This is a genomic window from Pseudomonas paraglycinae (assembly GCF_021601625.1).
GTDB lineage: Bacteria > Pseudomonadota > Gammaproteobacteria > Pseudomonadales > Pseudomonadaceae > Aquipseudomonas > Aquipseudomonas paraglycinae.
The window spans coordinates 1-16,786 of the sequence record NZ_BQHR01000003.1 but is presented as its reverse complement, the minus strand read 5'-3'; the positions used below and the strand labels follow the sequence as shown (position 1 = coordinate 16,786).

At 61.4% G+C, this 16,786-nt stretch carries 18 protein-coding genes; 14 read left to right on the top strand and 4 right to left on the bottom strand.

The window, feature by feature from the left end:
- Positions 1 to 47: 47 nt before the first annotated feature.
- Both L6D82_RS04645 and rph read right to left on the bottom strand, forming a co-directional pair.
- Positions 48 to 416 carry a DUF4870 domain-containing protein gene (locus tag L6D82_RS04645; RefSeq protein ID WP_007954441.1) on the bottom strand — a complete coding sequence of 123 codons (369 nt, stop codon included), beginning with the start codon at positions 414 to 416 and terminating at the stop codon, positions 48 to 50.
- A 29-nt stretch (positions 417 to 445) separates the two neighbouring features.
- Positions 446 to 1,168 carry a ribonuclease PH gene (gene rph, locus L6D82_RS04640; RefSeq protein WP_003229494.1) on the bottom strand — a complete coding sequence of 241 codons (723 nt, stop codon included), beginning with the start codon at positions 1,166 to 1,168 and terminating at the stop codon, positions 446 to 448.
- 267 nt (positions 1,169 to 1,435) lie between these two features.
- Between rph and L6D82_RS04635 the strand changes: the two genes are divergently transcribed.
- The 6 genes from L6D82_RS04635 to L6D82_RS04610 all read left to right on the top strand — a co-directional run bounded on the left by L6D82_RS04635 (position 1,436) and on the right by L6D82_RS04610 (position 6,746).
- The gene (locus L6D82_RS04635) at positions 1,436 to 2,299 is read left to right on the top strand and encodes a YicC/YloC family endoribonuclease (protein ID WP_007954440.1); all 864 of its coding nucleotides are present in this window, start codon (positions 1,436 to 1,438) and stop codon (positions 2,297 to 2,299) included.
- A 13-nt stretch (positions 2,300 to 2,312) separates the two neighbouring features.
- A complete protein-coding gene (gmk, locus tag L6D82_RS04630) occupies positions 2,313 to 2,933 on the top strand; it encodes a guanylate kinase (RefSeq protein WP_003229498.1) in 621 nt (206 codons plus the stop codon).
- A 168-nt stretch (positions 2,934 to 3,101) separates the two neighbouring features.
- The gene (gene rpoZ / locus L6D82_RS04625; RefSeq protein WP_003229503.1) at positions 3,102 to 3,365 is read left to right on the top strand and encodes a DNA-directed RNA polymerase subunit omega; all 264 of its coding nucleotides are present in this window, start codon (positions 3,102 to 3,104) and stop codon (positions 3,363 to 3,365) included.
- Positions 3,366 to 3,422: 57 nt separating this feature from the next.
- Positions 3,423 to 5,528: a bifunctional GTP diphosphokinase/guanosine-3',5'-bis pyrophosphate 3'-pyrophosphohydrolase gene (gene spoT, locus L6D82_RS04620; RefSeq protein WP_007954439.1), complete on the top strand. Its 2,106-nt coding sequence runs from the start codon at positions 3,423 to 3,425 to the stop codon at positions 5,526 to 5,528.
- Positions 5,529 to 5,552: 24 nt separating this feature from the next.
- Entirely contained in the window at positions 5,553 to 5,933 is a 381-nt protein-coding gene (locus tag L6D82_RS04615) for a RidA family protein (RefSeq protein WP_003229509.1), read from the top strand.
- 72 nt (positions 5,934 to 6,005) lie between these two features.
- Entirely contained in the window at positions 6,006 to 6,746 is a 741-nt protein-coding gene (locus tag L6D82_RS04610; protein ID WP_236188217.1) for a putative periplasmic lipoprotein, read from the top strand.
- Positions 6,747 to 6,809: 63 nt separating this feature from the next.
- Here the strand turns inward: L6D82_RS04610 and L6D82_RS04605 are convergent, their stop codons facing one another.
- Positions 6,810 to 7,667, bottom strand: a complete 858-nt coding sequence (locus L6D82_RS04605; RefSeq protein WP_129973038.1) for an SDR family oxidoreductase — start codon at positions 7,665 to 7,667, stop codon at positions 6,810 to 6,812.
- A 188-nt stretch (positions 7,668 to 7,855) separates the two neighbouring features.
- Between L6D82_RS04605 and exbB the strand changes: the two genes are divergently transcribed.
- From exbB to L6D82_RS04565, 8 genes are all read left to right on the top strand, one after another.
- Complete coding sequence (gene exbB / locus L6D82_RS04600) at positions 7,856 to 8,806, top strand: tonB-system energizer ExbB (RefSeq protein WP_085746806.1); 951 nt, start codon at positions 7,856 to 7,858, stop codon at positions 8,804 to 8,806.
- A 6-nt stretch (positions 8,807 to 8,812) separates the two neighbouring features.
- Complete coding sequence (gene exbD / locus L6D82_RS04595; RefSeq protein ID WP_011336565.1) at positions 8,813 to 9,241, top strand: TonB system transport protein ExbD; 429 nt, start codon at positions 8,813 to 8,815, stop codon at positions 9,239 to 9,241.
- A complete protein-coding gene (locus tag L6D82_RS04590) occupies positions 9,238 to 9,984 on the top strand; it encodes a TonB family protein (protein WP_129973039.1) in 747 nt (248 codons plus the stop codon). The genes exbD and L6D82_RS04590 overlap by 4 nt, the downstream gene beginning before the upstream one ends.
- Positions 9,985 to 10,159: 175 nt before the next feature.
- Positions 10,160 to 11,089 carry a hydrogen peroxide-inducible genes activator gene (locus L6D82_RS04585; protein WP_007954418.1) on the top strand — a complete coding sequence of 310 codons (930 nt, stop codon included), beginning with the start codon at positions 10,160 to 10,162 and terminating at the stop codon, positions 11,087 to 11,089.
- Positions 11,090 to 11,098: 9 nt separating this feature from the next.
- On the top strand, positions 11,099 to 13,174 hold the full coding sequence (gene recG, locus L6D82_RS04580; protein ID WP_074689971.1) for an ATP-dependent DNA helicase RecG: 2,076 nt from the start codon (positions 11,099 to 11,101) through the stop codon (positions 13,172 to 13,174).
- 79 nt (positions 13,175 to 13,253) lie between these two features.
- Entirely contained in the window at positions 13,254 to 14,654 is a 1,401-nt protein-coding gene (locus L6D82_RS04575; protein ID WP_108563569.1) for an aminoacyl-tRNA deacylase and HDOD domain-containing protein, read from the top strand.
- Positions 14,655 to 14,791: 137 nt separating this feature from the next.
- Complete coding sequence (locus tag L6D82_RS04570; RefSeq protein ID WP_236188215.1) at positions 14,792 to 15,049, top strand: hypothetical protein; 258 nt, start codon at positions 14,792 to 14,794, stop codon at positions 15,047 to 15,049.
- On the top strand, positions 15,046 to 15,807 hold the full coding sequence (locus L6D82_RS04565; protein ID WP_102685877.1) for a Fic family protein: 762 nt from the start codon (positions 15,046 to 15,048) through the stop codon (positions 15,805 to 15,807). The genes L6D82_RS04570 and L6D82_RS04565 overlap by 4 nt, the downstream gene beginning before the upstream one ends.
- A 36-nt stretch (positions 15,808 to 15,843) precedes the next feature.
- On the opposite strand, the gene L6D82_RS04560 is transcribed toward L6D82_RS04565, so the two are convergent.
- Positions 15,844 to 16,227, bottom strand: coding sequence for an SCP2 sterol-binding domain-containing protein (locus tag L6D82_RS04560; protein WP_039765176.1), 384 nt, complete (start codon positions 16,225 to 16,227; stop codon positions 15,844 to 15,846).
- Positions 16,228 to 16,786 lie beyond the last annotated feature (559 nt).

Here is a 16,786-nt window from a genome sequence, read left to right as displayed (position 1 = left end):
ACAAAAAAACCGACATCACTGTCGGTTTTTTTGTGGGCGATCGTTCGTTATTTGATCAACCGCCAGGTGAACGGATAACGGTACGGGAAGCCTTCGTTGGCTTTCACCCCGCCGATAATCGTCAACACCAGCGCCGCAATGGCCAGCAGGCCGAACAGCACGAACCCGATAAGCAACAGCATCAGCACGAAACAGATCATCGAAGCGATTGCCACGGTGATCTGAAAATTCAGCGCTTCTTTACCCTGTGCATCGATGAACGGATCGGTCTCGCGCTTCATCTGCCACAGGACCAGCGGCCCGATCAGCGTGCCGAACGGAATCCAGATCCCCAGCAAGGCGGACAAGTGACAAAACATGGCCCATTGGCGAACCTCCTGGCTCGGCTTGGGCAGCAACTCTTGCTCATCACTCATCGCGTCCTCCTTGCGGGTTACGAACCTGCTCAGTCGGCCAGTGCAGCCTTTTGCAGTTCGAAGATCTCGTTCATGCCTTTCTTCGCCAGTTCCAGCATCGCGTTCAGCTCTTCAGGCTGGAACGGCGCGCCTTCGGCGGTGCCCTGCACTTCGATGAAACCACCGGTGCTGGTCATCACCACGTTGAGGTCGGTCTCGGCGGCGGAATCTTCAAGATAGTCCAGATCCAGCACCGGCTCGCCCTGGTACATGCCCACGGAAACGGCGCCGATCATTTGCTTGAGCGGGTCGCCGCCTTTCAGGCCGCCGCGCTTCTTGATCACTTTCAGTGCATCGACCAGCGCAACCATGGCGCCGGTGATCGACGCGGTGCGGGTACCGCCATCGGCCTGGATCACGTCGCAGTCGACGTACAGGGTGACGTCGCCCAGCTTGGACATGTCCAGCGCAGCGCGCAGGGAACGGCCGATCAGGCGCTGGATTTCCAGGGTACGACCACCCTGCTTGCCACGGCTGGCTTCACGCTGGTTACGCTCGCCAGTGGCGCGCGGCAGCATGCCGTATTCGGCGGTCAGCCAACCCTGGCCCTGGCCTTTGAGGAAACGCGGCACGCCGTTTTCGACGCTGACGGTGCAGATGACTTTGGTATCACCGAATTCGACCAGTACGGATCCCTCGGCGTGTTTGGTGTAGTTGCGGGTAATGCGGATCGAGCGGAGCTGATCGGCAGCGCGACCACTTGGACGTTTCATAGGAGATACCTGTACTGGGGACGGAAAACTGCGGAGCATTATAGAGCCGCGCACCGCGCCTGGGCACTCGTTAAAAAATCCGGCCGACGACCGAGGGCCCTGAAACGCGCTTCGCCGACGGCCTGCAGCCCTTTGTCACACCGTGTGTTTGGGCGCATCTGCCGCACTGCGCTACAATCCTGCGCCTTTGCTGCCAGTCGGCTTAAATTCATTGATATCGAGCTGCGGAGCTTCAATTCGCGCCGATCTGTATCGCGAGGTCACCCCATGGTGCACAGCATGACCGCCTTCGCCCGCGTCGAAAAAGCCGGCGTTCAGGGCACCCTGAGCTGGGAGCTGCGCTCGGTCAACAGCCGCTACCTGGAACCCCATCTGCGCCTGCCGGAGTCGTTTCGCGACCTCGAAGGCGCCGTCCGCGAAGCCCTGCGCCAGGGCCTGTCGCGCGGCAAACTGGAATGCACCCTGCGCTTCACCGAGGAAAGCACCGGCAAGCCGCTGCAGGTGGATCGCGAGCGCGCTGCACAACTGGTTGCCGCGGCCGAAACCGTCGCCGGCCTGATCAAGAACCCGGCCGCGCTGAACCCGCTGGAAGTACTGGCCTGGCCGGGCGTACTGGTCGCCGACGCCACCGACCCGCAGGCGCTGAATGCCGAGGCGCTGGCCCTGTTCAATCAAGGCCTGAAAGACCTCAAGGCCGGCCGCGAGCGCGAAGGCGCGGAGCTGGCCCGCCTGATCAACGACCGCCTGACCTCCATCGAGGAAGACGTGGTGACCCTGCGCGAACTGGTTCCGCAGATGCTCGCTACCCAGCGCCAAAAAGTCCTCGACCGTTTCGCCGACATGAAGGCCGAGATGGACCCGCAGCGTCTGGAACAGGAAATGGTCATGCTCGCACAAAAGAGCGACGTGGCCGAAGAACTGGATCGCCTGAGCACCCACATCATCGAAGTTCGCCGGGTGCTCAAGTCCGGCGGTGCCGCCGGCCGGCGCCTGGACTTCCTGATGCAGGAGCTCAACCGCGAAGCCAACACACTGGGCTCCAAGGCCTTCGACCCGCGCAGCACCCAGGCGGCGGTCAACCTCAAGGTGTTGATCGAGCAGATGCGCGAACAAGTGCAGAATATTGAGTAAGGCTACCCCCGACATGACCCACAGCACCGGCACCCTGTACATCATTTCCGCCCCTTCGGGCGCGGGCAAGAGCAGCCTGGTCAAGGCCCTGACCGACGCCAACCCGGAAATCCGCGTCTCGATTTCCCACACCACCCGCGCCATGCGCCCGGGCGAAGTGGACGGCGTGAACTATCACTTCGTAACCCGCGAAGAGTTCGTGAAGATGGGCGAGCACGGCGACTTCCTGGAACGCGCCGAAGTCTTCGGCAACTTCTACGGCACTTCGCAAAGCCGTCTGCAGCAGACCCTGGATGAAGGTCACGACCTGATTCTCGAGATCGACTGGCAAGGCGCCGAGCAAGTGCGAAAGCTGATGCCGCAGGCCCGTTCGATCTTCATTCTGCCGCCATCGCTGCAGGCCCTGCACCAGCGCCTGACCAACCGTGGCCAGGACAGCGACGAGATCATCGACGGCCGGATGCGTGAAGCGGTCAGCGAGATGAGCCACTACGTCGAGTACGACTACCTGATCATCAACGATGATTTCGCCCACGCGCTGGACGATCTGAAAGCGATTTTCCGCGCCAATCAGCTGCAACAGAAACGCCAACAAGTGCGTTTCGGCAAATTGCTGGCGGAATTGCTGGGCTGAAACAGCACTTCCCAAAACCGCTGCAAGGGCTTTACATTGGCACTTGCAGCGCGTTGAAGAGTCTGGTCAAAAAATCAGCGCTTCCCTAATCGCTGGTGATTTTTTAAACTGTTGAGTCCGCTCGCCCAACCGGGCAGCGCGCATATTGCATTCGCTCCGAGGAATACCATGGCCCGCGTAACCGTTGAAGACTGCCTAGAACACGTGGAAAACCGCTTTGAGCTGGTCATGCTCTCTACCAAGCGTGCCCGTCAACTGGCCACCGGCGGCAAAGAGCCCCTGGTTCAGTGGGAAAACGACAAACCGACCGTAGTTGCGCTGCGTGAAATCGCTGAAGGCCTGATGAGCTACGAGTTCATCGCCGAGCAGGAAATCGTTCACGAAGACCCTGTCTTCGCTGCGTTCGAGGACGAGTCCAACGAGGCCGTCTAAGCCTATGCCTGGTCGACGTAGCACGGCGCGGGATCACAGCCTACGGCAGGAGACATCATGCCGAGCATAGACGCCCTCGCCGATCGCTTATCGACCTACCTCGGCAATGACCAGGTCAACCTGGTCCGCCGAGCGTATTTCTACGCCGAACAAGCCCACGACGGCCAACGCCGCCGTAGCGGCGAGGCGTACGTCACGCATCCTCTTGCCGTGGCCAATATTCTTGCCGACATGCACATGGACCATCAGAGCCTGATGGCCGCGATGCTGCATGACGTGATCGAAGACACCGGTATCGCCAAGGAAGCGCTGCAAGCGCAGTTCGGTGAAACCGTGGCCGAACTGGTCGACGGGGTCAGCAAACTGACCCAGATGAACTTCGAAACCAAGGCTGAAGCCCAGGCGGAAAACTTCCAGAAGATGGCCATGGCCATGGCGCGCGACATTCGCGTGATCCTGGTCAAGCTCGCCGACCGTCTGCACAACATGCGTACGCTGGAAGTGCTGTCCGGCGAAAAACGCCGGCGTATCGCCAAGGAAACCCTCGAGATCTACGCCCCCATCGCCAACCGCTTGGGCATGCACGCGATCCGCATCGAATTCGAAGACCTCGGCTTCAAGGCGATGCATCCGATGCGTTCCGCGCGGATCTACCAGGCCGTCAAACGCGCCCGGGGCAACCGCAAGGAAATCGTCAACAAGATCGAAGAGTCCCTTGGCCACTGCCTCGCCATCGACGGCATCCAGGGTGAAGTCAGCGGTCGCCAGAAACACCTCTACGGCATCTACAAGAAAATGCGCGGCAAGCGTCGGGCCTTCAACGAGATCATGGACGTCTACGCGTTCCGGATCATCGTCGACAAGGTCGATACCTGCTACCGCGTGCTGGGTGCCGTACATAATTTGTACAAACCGTTGCCGGGGCGATTCAAGGATTACATCGCGATCCCCAAGGCCAACGGCTATCAGTCGCTGCACACCACGCTGTTCGGCATGCACGGTGTACCGATCGAGATCCAGATCCGCACCCGCGAAATGGAAGAGATGGCCAACAACGGCATCGCCGCCCATTGGCTGTACAAATCCAGCGGCGACGAACAGCCGAAAGGCACCCATGCCCGCGCTCGCCAGTGGGTCAAGGGCGTGCTGGAGATGCAGCAACGTGCCGGCAACTCGCTGGAATTCATCGAGAGCGTGAAGATCGACCTGTTCCCGGACGAGGTCTACGTGTTCACGCCCAAAGGCCGGATCATGGAGCTGCCCAAAGGCTCCACAGCGGTCGACTTTGCCTACGCGGTACACACCGACGTCGGCAACAGCTGCATCGCCTGCCGGATCAACCGTCGTCTCGCACCGCTGTCCGAACCGCTGCAAAGCGGCTCCACGGTCGAGATCGTCAGCGCCCCCGGCGCGCGGCCGAACCCGGCGTGGCTCAACTTCGTGGTCACCGGCAAGGCGCGCACACACATCCGCCATGCGCTGAAACTGCAGCGCCGCTCCGAATCCATCAGCCTCGGCGAACGCCTGCTGAACAAGGTGCTCAACGGCTTCGACAGCGCGCTGGAACAGATTCCGGCCGAACGCGTGAAGGCGATGCTCACCGAGTACCGCCTCGAACTGATCGAAGACCTGCTCGAAGACATCGGCCTGGGCAACCGCATGGCCTATGTCGTGGCGCGCCGCCTGCTCGGCGAAGGCGAACAACTGCCAAGCCCGGAAGGCCCGCTGGCGATTCGCGGCACCGAAGGCCTGGTCCTCAGCTACGCCAAATGCTGCACGCCGATCCCGGGCGACCCGATTGTCGGTCACCTGTCGGCGGGCAAAGGCATGGTCGTGCACCTGGACAACTGCCGCAACATCAGCGAAATCCGTCACAACCCGGAAAAATGCATCCAGCTCTCGTGGGCCAAGGATGTCACCGGCGAATTCAACGTCGAACTGCGCGTCGAGCTGGAACACCAGCGCGGCCTGATCGCCCTGCTGGCCAGCAGCGTCAACGCAGCCGACGGCAATATCGAGAAAATCAGCATGGACGAACGCGATGGCCGCATCAGCGTTGTCCAGTTGGTGGTCAGCGTCCACGACCGTGTGCACCTGGCCCGCGTGATCAAGAAACTGCGCGCCCTGACCGGGGTGATCCGCATCACCCGCATGCGTGCATAACTCAAACATTACAAGGAGTCATACATGACCAAGACCGTTATCACCAGCGACAAGGCCCCGGCCGCCATCGGTACTTACTCCCAGGCGATCAAGGCCGGTAACACCGTTTACATGTCGGGTCAGATTCCCCTCGATCCAAAAACCATGGAGCTGGTCGAAGGCTTCGAAGCCCAGACCGTCCAGGTGTTCGAGAACCTGAAAGCCGTGGCCGAAGCCGCCGGCGGTTCGTTCAAGGACATCGTCAAGCTGAACATCTTCCTCACCGACCTGAGCCACTTCGCCAAGGTCAACGAGATCATGGGCAAGTACTTCGACCAGCCGTACCCGGCGCGCGCCGCCATCGGCGTGGCAGCCCTGCCAAAGGGTTCGCAGGTTGAAATGGATGCCATTCTGGTCATCGAGTAATGCGCACGGCGCGGTCTAATACACCGCGCCGACTGCTCTGCGGTAAAGAAAAGGTTTTGAAAGGATTCCACCATGCGCAAAGCGCTTGCTCTCTCGCTGCTCGCCATTTTCCTCGGCGGTTGCGCCAGCAACCCTGCCGACCGTGACATCAGCGGCACCTGGATCAATCAGGTCGCCATCGATGCTGCTGCCAAGGGCGGCCCCCTGCGCGAAGCGCTTCAGGCTTACGGCCCGAACCTGGAGTGGGACGTCAACACCAAGGCCGGTCAGGCCCGCTACACCAACGGTTTCGAAAACGTAGAAGGTCGACTGCTCGGCGAACAGTCCGGTGCCTGGAAAGTCGATTTCTATGGCAGCTCCGCCAGCGAGCTGAAACGTGATGGTGGTCAACTGCAACAAGCCGCCAATGAAAACGAACCGGAACAGGTCTTCGACCGCGCACAGATTCCGGTGCCGGAAGGCGCACCGATCGGCGCCAGCTTCGAACGCGCACTGTATTCCGCTTATATGGGCGGCAACTGGACGATCACCAGCGGCCAGGGCGAAGGCGCCACCGTGCAATTCCAGGCTGACGGACAAGTCTCCGGCCTGCCGGGTGCCGACCGCTATGCGCTGTGCCTCGCAGGCGATTGCGCATCGATGAGCAGCGGCAACGACAGCATGTGGTTGCAGCAGAACGGTCAGGGCAATAACTGGATCTTTGTGCGCAAGGGCAAAGAGCTGGAAATCCTGCATGCCGTGAACACCGCGCTGGCGGACGAACAACCGCAGTTCACCCCGGGTGAACGCAAGTGGTTGCTTGAGAAGCAGTGATCGGCGCTTGAGACAAAAAAGGCGGGAGCAAGCATTTGCTCCTGCCTTTTTTACGCCCGAAGATCAGCAGCGCCCCTCAAGAATCGCGGCATAGCCCTCGCGATAACTCGGATACTTCGGCACCCAACCCAGCGCCTTCGCCCAGGCATTGCTGCAACGCTTGCTGCCGGTGCGACGCACGCTCTCGTCTTCCGACCATTCGGTGACACCCAGATACTCACGCAACCACGCCACCACCTCGGCCAGCGGCGCCGGCGCATCGTCCACGCCGATATAGATGTCATCCAGCGTCACGCCTTTGCGATCCGCCTCCAGCAAGAACGCCATCAACCCCGCCGCGTCATCGGCATGGATGCGATTGCCATACAGCGGTGGATCGACCGCCACCCGATAACCCCGACGCACCTGGGTCAGCAGCCACTCACGGCCGGGGCCGTAAATGCCGGTCAGGCGCACGATGCTCGCGGGGATGCCAGAGTTGAGCGCAACCTGCTCGGCCTCCAGCATCAATCGACCGGAATAACCCGCAGCGACAGTTTCGGATTTTTCATCGACCCATTCGCCGTTCTGCTGCCCGTAAACACTGCTGCTGGAAACGAACAGCAGCCGCTCCGGCTCCTGACCGTAATCGTTCAGCCAACCCAGCACATGCTGCAAACCCTGCACATACGCCGCGCGATAACCGGCCTCATCGTGATCAGTGGCCGCCGCGCTATACACCAGGTAATCGATAGCGCCCACCGGCCACGTCTCGGGGCAATCCTCATTGAACAAGTCACCGGCCACACCGATAACGCCGTCCGGCAAACGTGAAATATCACGGCGCAGGCCGTAGACCTGGAAGCCGGCAGCCAGCAATTGCGTGGCCAGACGGCTGCCGACATCACCGCAACCGGCGATCAAAACAGAAGGCGCGGACATCAAAAATCTCCCATCGGAAAGCGACAGACTAGCCTCGACAAGGGACGAGCGGCTAGCAATGAAGGAAAAAAAGCAACTCTATTACTTCTGTTAACAAGAATTACTTGCAATAATGCACGCCACTTTTGTTCTCGGCCTCACGAGGCCTGGAAGAGCATTACCGTTTTTCTATCTCAGGTCCGGCCAGCATGACACGCATTCAAAACTCCGCTTCGCCAACCAACCGACCTCGCGCCTGGAGCGCCGTGGCTGCCCTGCTGCTCAGCCTGATGCTGGCGCCAGTCGCCGCATTCGCTGACGCCCAGGCCCCGGCCGCGCCAGCCGCCACCGAGCAAAGCGCTCCGGCCGCCGCACCCGCGACCGACCCGGTGCAGGCCGTAGAGGCCAGCGCCGCCGACGCGCCGGAAGTCCTCGAAGCCGACAACACTCTGGGCATGGCCCACGACCTGTCGCCATGGGGCATGTACCAGAACGCCGACGTGATCGTTAAAGCCGTGATGATCGGCCTGGCCATCGCCTCGATCATCACCTGGACCATCTGGATCGCCAAGGGCTTCGAGCTGATGGGCGCCAAGCGTCGTCTGCGCGGCGAGATTGCCGCCCTGAAAAAAGCCGCCACGCTCAAAGAGGCCAGCGCCACCGCCGCGAAGGAAGGCACCCTCGCCAACCTGCTGGTACACGACGCGCTGGAAGAAATGCGCCTGTCGACCAACGCCCGCGAGAAAGAAGGCATCAAGGAACGCGTCAGCTTCCGCCTCGAGCGCCTGGTTGCCGCCTGTGGCCGCAACATGAGCAGCGGCACCGGCGTCCTCGCCACCATCGGTTCCACCGCACCGTTCGTCGGTCTGTTCGGTACCGTGTGGGGCATCATGAACAGCTTCATCGGCATCGCCAAAACCCAGACCACCAACCTTGCCGTCGTAGCACCGGGTATCGCTGAAGCGCTGCTGGCTACCGCACTGGGTCTGGTAGCCGCGATTCCTGCCGTGGTCATCTACAACGTCTTCGCCCGCTCCATCGCCGGTTACAAGGCTCAGGTGTCCGATGCGTCGGCTCAGGTGCTGCTGCTGGTCAGCCGCGACCTCGACCACCAGCCTGAGCGCAACAGCTCGCAACCGCACATGGTGAAAGTGGGGTAATCGGCCATGGGCCTGCATTTGAAAGAAGGCGCAGACGACGATCTGGCCGAGAACCACGAAATCAACGTCACGCCGTTCATCGACGTGATGCTGGTGCTGTTGATCATCTTCATGGTGGCCGCGCCGCTGGCCACCGTGGACATCAAGGTTGACCTGCCTGCCTCGACCGCCAAACCGGCGCCGCGGCCGGAGAAACCGGTGTTCCTCAGCGTGAAGGCTGACCAGCGCCTGTTCCTGGGCGATGACGAAGTGAAGGCCGAAACCCTCGGCGCCGCACTCGACGCCAAGACCCAGGGCAAGAAAGACACGACGATCTTCTTCCAGGCCGACAAAGGCGTGGATTACGGCGACCTGATGAGCGTGATGGATAACCTGCGCGCCGCCGGTTACCTGAAGGTCGGTCTGGTCGGACTCGAGAGCGCAGTCAAGAAATGATCACGACGCGCCATAAGCTGACGCGTTACAGCGGTAGCCTGGCCGTGGTGCTGGGTGTTCACGCGCTGGCCATCGCGCTGGCGCTGAACTGGACCGCCCGCCCGCCCATCGAATTGCCGCCGCAGGCAATGATGGTCGAGCTGGCACCGGTTCCGGCCCCACCACCGCCCGCACCGCCGAAAGTCGTCACGCCACCGCAGCCACCGGCTCCGGTTGAAGAACTGCCGATCCCGAAACTGGCCGAAGCGCCGAAAGCCGAGATCGCGGTGCAGAAACCGAAACCCAAGCCGAAACCCAAACCGCCGAAGCCGATCGAGAAGAAACTGCCCGATCCGCCGAAGGAGAAACCGTCCGAAGAGAAGCCGGCCGATACCCAGCCGACTCAGGCCCCGACGGAGAAATCAGTCCAGCCTGCACCGGGCCCGTCGCCTGCACAATTGGCCGCCAAGGCCAGCTGGCAAGGTACCCTGCTCGCGCATCTGGCCAAGTACAAGAAGTACCCGGCCAGCGCTCAGGCACGGGGCAAGGAAGGCTTGAACCGGTTGCGTTTCGTGGTTGATGGCGAAGGCAACGTGCTGTCGTTCGAACTGGTGGGCCGCTCCGGCAACGCCGATCTGGACCGGGCCACCCTGGAAATGATCCGCCGCGCCCAACCGCTGCCCAAGCCGCCGGCCGACATGCTGACCAATGGCGCGATCGAAATCGTTGCGCCGTTTGTGTACTCGCTGGAACGCCGCCGCTGATCCGCACTCGCGGATCCCGGCCTGATCCAGCCCAGAAGGCACCGAAAGGTGCCTTTTGCTTATCCATCCACGGCAAACCGGCATTGCCCGGTGTCGCATTCATCACTCAGTCTGATAACGTGCGTCTATCGATTGCAGCCGGTATGCTTGGCCCGCATCTTCATGGACGCTTGCTATGACTCTCACAGAATTACGCTACATCGTTACCCTCGCCCAAGAGCAGCATTTCGGCCACGCGGCCGAGCGTTGCCACGTCAGCCAGCCGACCCTGTCGGTGGGCGTGAAAAAGCTTGAAGACGAACTCGGTGTGCTGATTTTCGAGCGCAGCAAAAGCGCCGTACGCCTGACACCCGTCGGCGAAGGTATCGTCGCCCAGGCGCAGAAAGTGCTGGAGCAGGCCCAAGGCATTCGCGAACTGGCCCAGGCCGGCAAGAACCAGTTGACCGCCCCGCTGAAAGTCGGCGCGATCTACACCGTCGGCCCGTACCTGTTCCCGCACCTGATTCCGCAACTGCACCGGGTCGCCCCGCAGATGCCGTTGTACATCGAAGAAAACTTCACCCACGTGCTGCGCGACAAATTGCGCAACGGCGAACTGGACGCGATCATCATCGCCCTGCCGTTCAACGAAGCCGACGTGCTGACCCTGCAACTCTACGACGAGCCGTTCTACGTCCTGATGCCGGCCCAGCACCCGTGGACCCAGAAAGAATCCATCGACGCCGCGCTGCTCAACGACAAGAGCCTGTTGCTGCTTGGTGAAGGCCACTGCTTCCGCGATCAAGTGCTGGAAGCCTGCCCGACCCTGACCAAGGGCAACGACGGCGCCAAGCACACCACGGTCGAATCCAGCTCGCTGGAAACCATCCGCCACATGGTCGCGTCCGGCCTGGGCATCTCGATCCTGCCGCTGTCGGCAGTGGACAGCCATCACTACGCCCCGGGCGTGATCGAAGTGCGCCCGCTGTCGGCACCGGTGCCGTTCCGCACCGTGGCCATCGCCTGGCGCGCCAGCTTCCCACGGCCGAAAGCCATCGAGATCCTCGCCGACTCCATTCGCCTGTGCTCGGTCGCCAAGCCTGCCGCGCCGGTTACGGCCGGTTAAGCCAGCGTCATGACGGAGCTGTCGCAGGTGTCGGTCACCGCACTCAAGGGTGTCGGTGAAGCCATGGCCGAGAAACTGGCCAAGGTCGGCCTGGAAAACCTTCAGGACGTGCTGTTCCACCTGCCGCTGCGTTATCAGGATCGCACCCGCGTGGTGCCGATCGGCGCGTTGCGGCCGGGGCAGGACGCCGTGGTCGAAGGCACCGTCAGCGGCGCCGACGTGGTCATGGGCCGACGCCGCAGCCTCGTCGTGCGCTTGCAGGACGGCACCGGCGGACTGAGCCTGCGCTTCTATCACTTCAGCAACGCGCAGAAAGAAGGCCTAAAGCGCGGCACGCGGATTCGCTGCTACGGCGAAGCCCGGCCCGGTGCCTCGGGGCTGGAGATCTACCACCCGGAATACCGCGCCATCAATGGCGACGAACCGCCGCCGGTGGATGAAACCCTGACCCCGGTCTACCCGCTGACCGAAGGCCTGACCCAGGCGCGTCTGCGTCAGTTGTGCATGCAGACCCTGACCCTGCTCAAGCCATCCACCCTGCCCGACTGGCTACCGACCGAACTGGCCCGCGACTATCAACTGGCGCCGCTGGCCGACGCGATCCGCTACCTGCACAACCCGCCCGCCGATGCCGACGTCGACGAACTCGCCCTTGGCCATCACTGGGCCCAGCACCGCCTCGCTTTCGAGGAACTGCTGACTCATCAACTGTCCCAGCAACGCCTGCGCGAGAGCATGCGCTCCCTGCGCGCGCCGGCGATGCCGAAAGCCACCAAGCTGCCGGCAAAATACCTGGCCAACCTCGGCTTCAATCCGACCGGCGCTCAGCAACGGGTCGGCAACGAAATCGCCTACGACCTCAGTCAGCACGAACCTATGCTGCGGCTGATTCAGGGCGACGTTGGCGCCGGCAAAACCGTGGTCGCCGCCCTCGCCGCGCTGCAAGCGTTGGAAGCGGGTTATCAGGTCGCACTGATGGCGCCGACCGAGATCCTTGCCGAACAGCACTTCATCACCTTCAAGCGCTGGCTCGAACCGCTGGGCATCGACGTGGCGTGGCTGGCCGGCAAGCTCAAGGGCAAGAACCGCGTCGCCGCGCTGGAACAGATCGCCAGCGGCACGCCGATGGTGGTCGGCACTCACGCGCTGTTCCAGGATGAAGTGCAGTTCAAGAACCTCGCGCTGGTGATCATCGACGAACAGCACCGCTTCGGCGTGCAGCAACGTCTGGCGCTGCGGCAGAAAGGCGTCGGCGGGCGCATGTGCCCGCATCAACTGATCATGACCGCCACGCCGATTCCGCGGACGCTGGCGATGAGCGCCTACGCCGACCTCGACACCTCGATCCTCGACGAACTGCCGCCCGGCCGAACCCCGGTCAACACCGTGCTGGTCACCGACACCCGTCGCGTCGAAGTCATCGAGCGGGTACGCAGCGCCTGCGCCGAAGGTCGACAGGCCTATTGGGTGTGCACGCTGATCGAAGAGTCCGAAGAGCTGACCTGTCAGGCCGCCGAAACCACGTTCGAAGACCTCACCGCCGCACTCGGCGAGTTGAAAGTCGGGCTGATCCACGGCCGCATGAAACCCGCCGAGAAAGCCGCCGTCATGGCCGAATTCAAGGCCGGCAACCTGCAACTGCTGGTCGCCACCACCGTGATCGAAGTCGGCGTGGACGTACCCAACGCCAGCCTGATGATCATCGAAAACCCCGAGCGCCTGGGCCTTGCGCAGTTACACCAGCTACGCGGTCGGGTCGGCCGGGGCAGCGCGGTCAGCCATTGCGTGCTGCTCTACCATCCGCCGCTGTCACAGATCGGCCGCCAGCGCCTGGGCATCATGCGCGAGACCAACGACGGTTTCGTCATCGCCGAAAAAGACCTCGAACTGCGCGGCCCCGGCGAAATGCTCGGCACCCGCCAGACCGGTCTGCTGCAATTCAAGGTCGCCGACCTGATGCGCGACGCCGATCTGCTGCCCGCCGTGCGCGATGCCGCCCAGGCCTTGCTCGAACGCTGGCCCACCCACGTCAGCCCGTTACTAGACCGCTGGCTGCGACACGGGCAGCAATACGGCCAAGTGTGAGCACCGTCGCAGTTTCTGACAGCTCGTTCCAACCAAGCTGGTTATACTCCAGCAATTGTTTCAAAAACGGATACAGACCATGACCGAAGCTGCTCTCGCCCCCGAACTCCCGCACGCTCCGTCTGTTATTCGGCTGCTGCTCAACAAGCTGGGCGTCGCCTACGAAGAAGTGCTCGACCACCACGGCCTCAATGCCTCGCGCAAAGTGCAGGCCGTGTTGCTGGACGACGCGGTCGGTGCGCTGATGGTGCTGTTTCCACAGAGCCAGTTGCTGGATCTCAACCGCCTCGCCGAACTGACTGGCCGTCGCCTGACCGCCGTGTCCACCGAGCGCCTGGAAAAGATGCTCGGCAAACACAGCCTGAGCCTGCTGCCGGGCCTGCCGGCGCTGACCAGCTCGCCGTGCCTCTACGAAGAAGGCCTGCTGCGCGAGCCGAAGTTGCTGATCAACTCCGGAGAGCCGGGCCTGCTGCTGGAAATCGCCAGCGAAGACTTCAAGACCATGCTGACCAAGGCCAGCGCCGCCAACTTCGGCGAAGCCCTGAGCAGCATCCGCCCGAACCTCGACCGCCCGGACGATGACCGCGAGGAAATCACCCAGGCCGTGCAGGCGTTCACCGCGCGGCGCATCCAGCAGCGTCTGGAAGCTACCATCGAAATTCCGCCGCTGGCCGAAACCGCACAAAAAATCATCAAGCTGCGCGTCGACCCGAACGCCACCATCGACGACATCACCGGCGTGGTCGAAACCGACCCGGCGCTGGCTGCGCAAGTGGTGAGCTGGGCGGCGTCGCCGTACTACGCCTCGCCGGGCAAGATCCGTTCGGTGGAAGACGCGATCGTCCGCGTGCTGGGCTTCGATCTGGTGATCAACCTGGCGCTGGGCCTGGCCCTTGGCAAGACCCTGAGCCTGCCCAAGGATCACCCGCAACACACCACGCCGTACTGGCAGCAGTCGATCTACACCGCTGCCGTCATCGAGGGCCTGACCCGCGCCATGCCGCGCGCCCAGCGTCCGGAATCCGGCCTGACCTACCTCGCCGGCCTCCTGCACAACTTCGGCTACCTGCTGCTGGCCCACGTGTTCCCGCCGCACTTCTCGCTGATCTGCCGCCACCTGGAGGTCAACCCGCACCTGTGCCACAGCTATGTCGAGCAACACCTGCTGGGCATCAGCCGCGAACAGATCGGCTCCTGGCTGATGCGCTACTGGGACATGCCGGACGAACTGGCCACCGCCCTGCGCTTCCAGCACGACCCGAACTACGACGGCGCCTACGCCGAATACCCGAACCTCGTCTGCCTGGCCGTGCGCCTGCTGCGCAGTCGCGGGATCGGCTCCGGGCCGGATGAAGATATTCCGGATGCGCTGCTGGAGCGTGTTGGCCTGACTCGCGATAAGGCCAATGATGTGGTCAGCAAAGTGCTTGAGGCGGAAGTGTTGTTGCGTGAACTGGCTTCGCAGTTCAGCCAGGCTTAAAGCATTCTTCGGAACGTCAACCAGGGCCTGTTTTGATTGCAGATAGGGCCCTGGCTCCACAGATTTCGGCCACTTTGCCAGCAACGACAGCAAACAAGCGCCCTGCTATGATTTGACGGCATTCAGAGGAATTTCCGATGACCCAAACAGATGCTGTCAGCGTTGCAAGCGAAGTGCGCAAGCTTGCCAAAAACAACAAGGTTACAGCCAGTCGTGACGGCATGAGTCGTATGGCCGTGGGTATTACCCGCTTGTCTGGCGATGTCGTCGAGCTGGATGGCATCGAACAGCTGCTCGTCAATCTCAAGAGAAAAGGCGTTCTGAGCAAATCTGAAATCTTGGCGCTCCAAGGGCGCTATCTTCAAGAAAGGCGCGCACAGAAACGTAGCGCATGACTTTTGATCCGTTCGGCGACTTCGACACGGCTGGATATCTTCAAAACTCGCTGCAACTGAAAGATCCCGTTGAAGTAAAAGAGTCAGAGCATCTTTCGTTCGAATTGAGTATCGAAGAGGCGCTTGCCTATCTGGCCAAGAAAAAGCCAATCGATTACCAGACTGTACTCAAGGTTCACGAAATCCTGTTCTCCGGCTTCTATCACTGGGCAGGAAAAGACCGGAACGAGCTTGTCCCCCACCTGGCAGTCTTCAAGGGCTCTCTCGACGACCCTCGCAGCACCGCCTTCGAGCGCCCGGACTCCATCAAAATATCTGTCGACTATGCGCTCAAGCTCGCATCAGACAAAAAACGCTTCAGAGACCATCCCGGTGGAGTGATGGGCCAACTGGCTTTCGCACACCCCTTCCTGGACGGCAATGGCCGCGCGATTCTATTGGTCTTCATGGAACTCTGTTATCGAGCCGGGTTCGCCATCGACTGGTCAAGAACAAACAAAGACGACTACCTGCGGGCCCTCAGCGACGAGATCCGAGAGCCGCGCGAAAGGCATCTCGATAACTACCTCAACCCGTTCGTAATCGATATATGCAGTCGTGACGAATGGCCAGAGACCATCAGTGGCATCCGAGGCCTGGATGGCCTGGACAAGGAAGACATCACTTACGAGAACCTGGACAACCCGCAAGTCCAGCAGATCTACAAGACATACCGGGCCCAGCCCCTGGACGCCGAGCCTCCCGAGCCCGAAAGCTGAAGAGGCAGGCCCGTCCCGACAAGCTGCCTGAAAGCCCTATGACTTCGGCTTGGCCTTCCGCGGCTTCAAATACTTCATCAACCCCTGGAACCACATCACCAGCGCCGGGTTGCCCTTGAGCTGGATCGACTTGTCCTGAATCCCCTGCATGAACGCCAGCTGCTTGTTCTTCGCCTGCATCGTGGCAAACCCGAACGCCGCGTCTTTAAAGGCAATCGCAAACGCCGGCTCCGCCACCACCCCGGACTTGCTGGTAATGCGCTGATCCTTCACCACGAAATGCCGCGCCACTTTCCCGTCCAGAGTCTGTAGCTGAAACACCAGATCCTTGTCACCCAACTGCTGCTGGAACGCAGGATTTGTCCGACTGGCCTTACCCATCAACAGACCCAGCATCCACAGAAGAAAACGAAATTTCATGCGCACAGCCTCAAAAGGGAAATGAACGGCTGGGGGAGTGTAAGGGATTCGGACGGATTAGCCACTATCTAGGATTGATAGAAGACGATGTAGGTCTTTTCCTGCCAGATGACTACCAAGTCACGAATTCCAACCCCCGAACCTGATCGTTCCCACGCTCCGCGTGGGAATGCATCCCGTGACGCTCCGCGTCACACCATCCCCCCGTCCTACACCTGAAGAAACACATTCCTGTAGGAGCTGCCGAAGGCTGTGGTTTCTTGTTCCTCTACCTCGCAAATCCTTGGGAAATGTCCTTCAAACTGCGGTGCTGTCCATGAACTAGGCAGGCTGGACCATCGTCGATAGCCTCTGTGTGTCACCGCAAAATCGGTGACCGGATGTGCAAGTCCGAAAACCGGGGCAAATCTTTCCAACTCCAAAAGGATTTACACCGATGATCGACCCAACCCTCACTGACGAAGAAGTTTCCCCCTACGAATTCCCATACTCAAAGAAACTCCACGAAGCCGCCGAACGCGCCCTCGACCACCATTTCAAACCCACCACCCCACGCCCC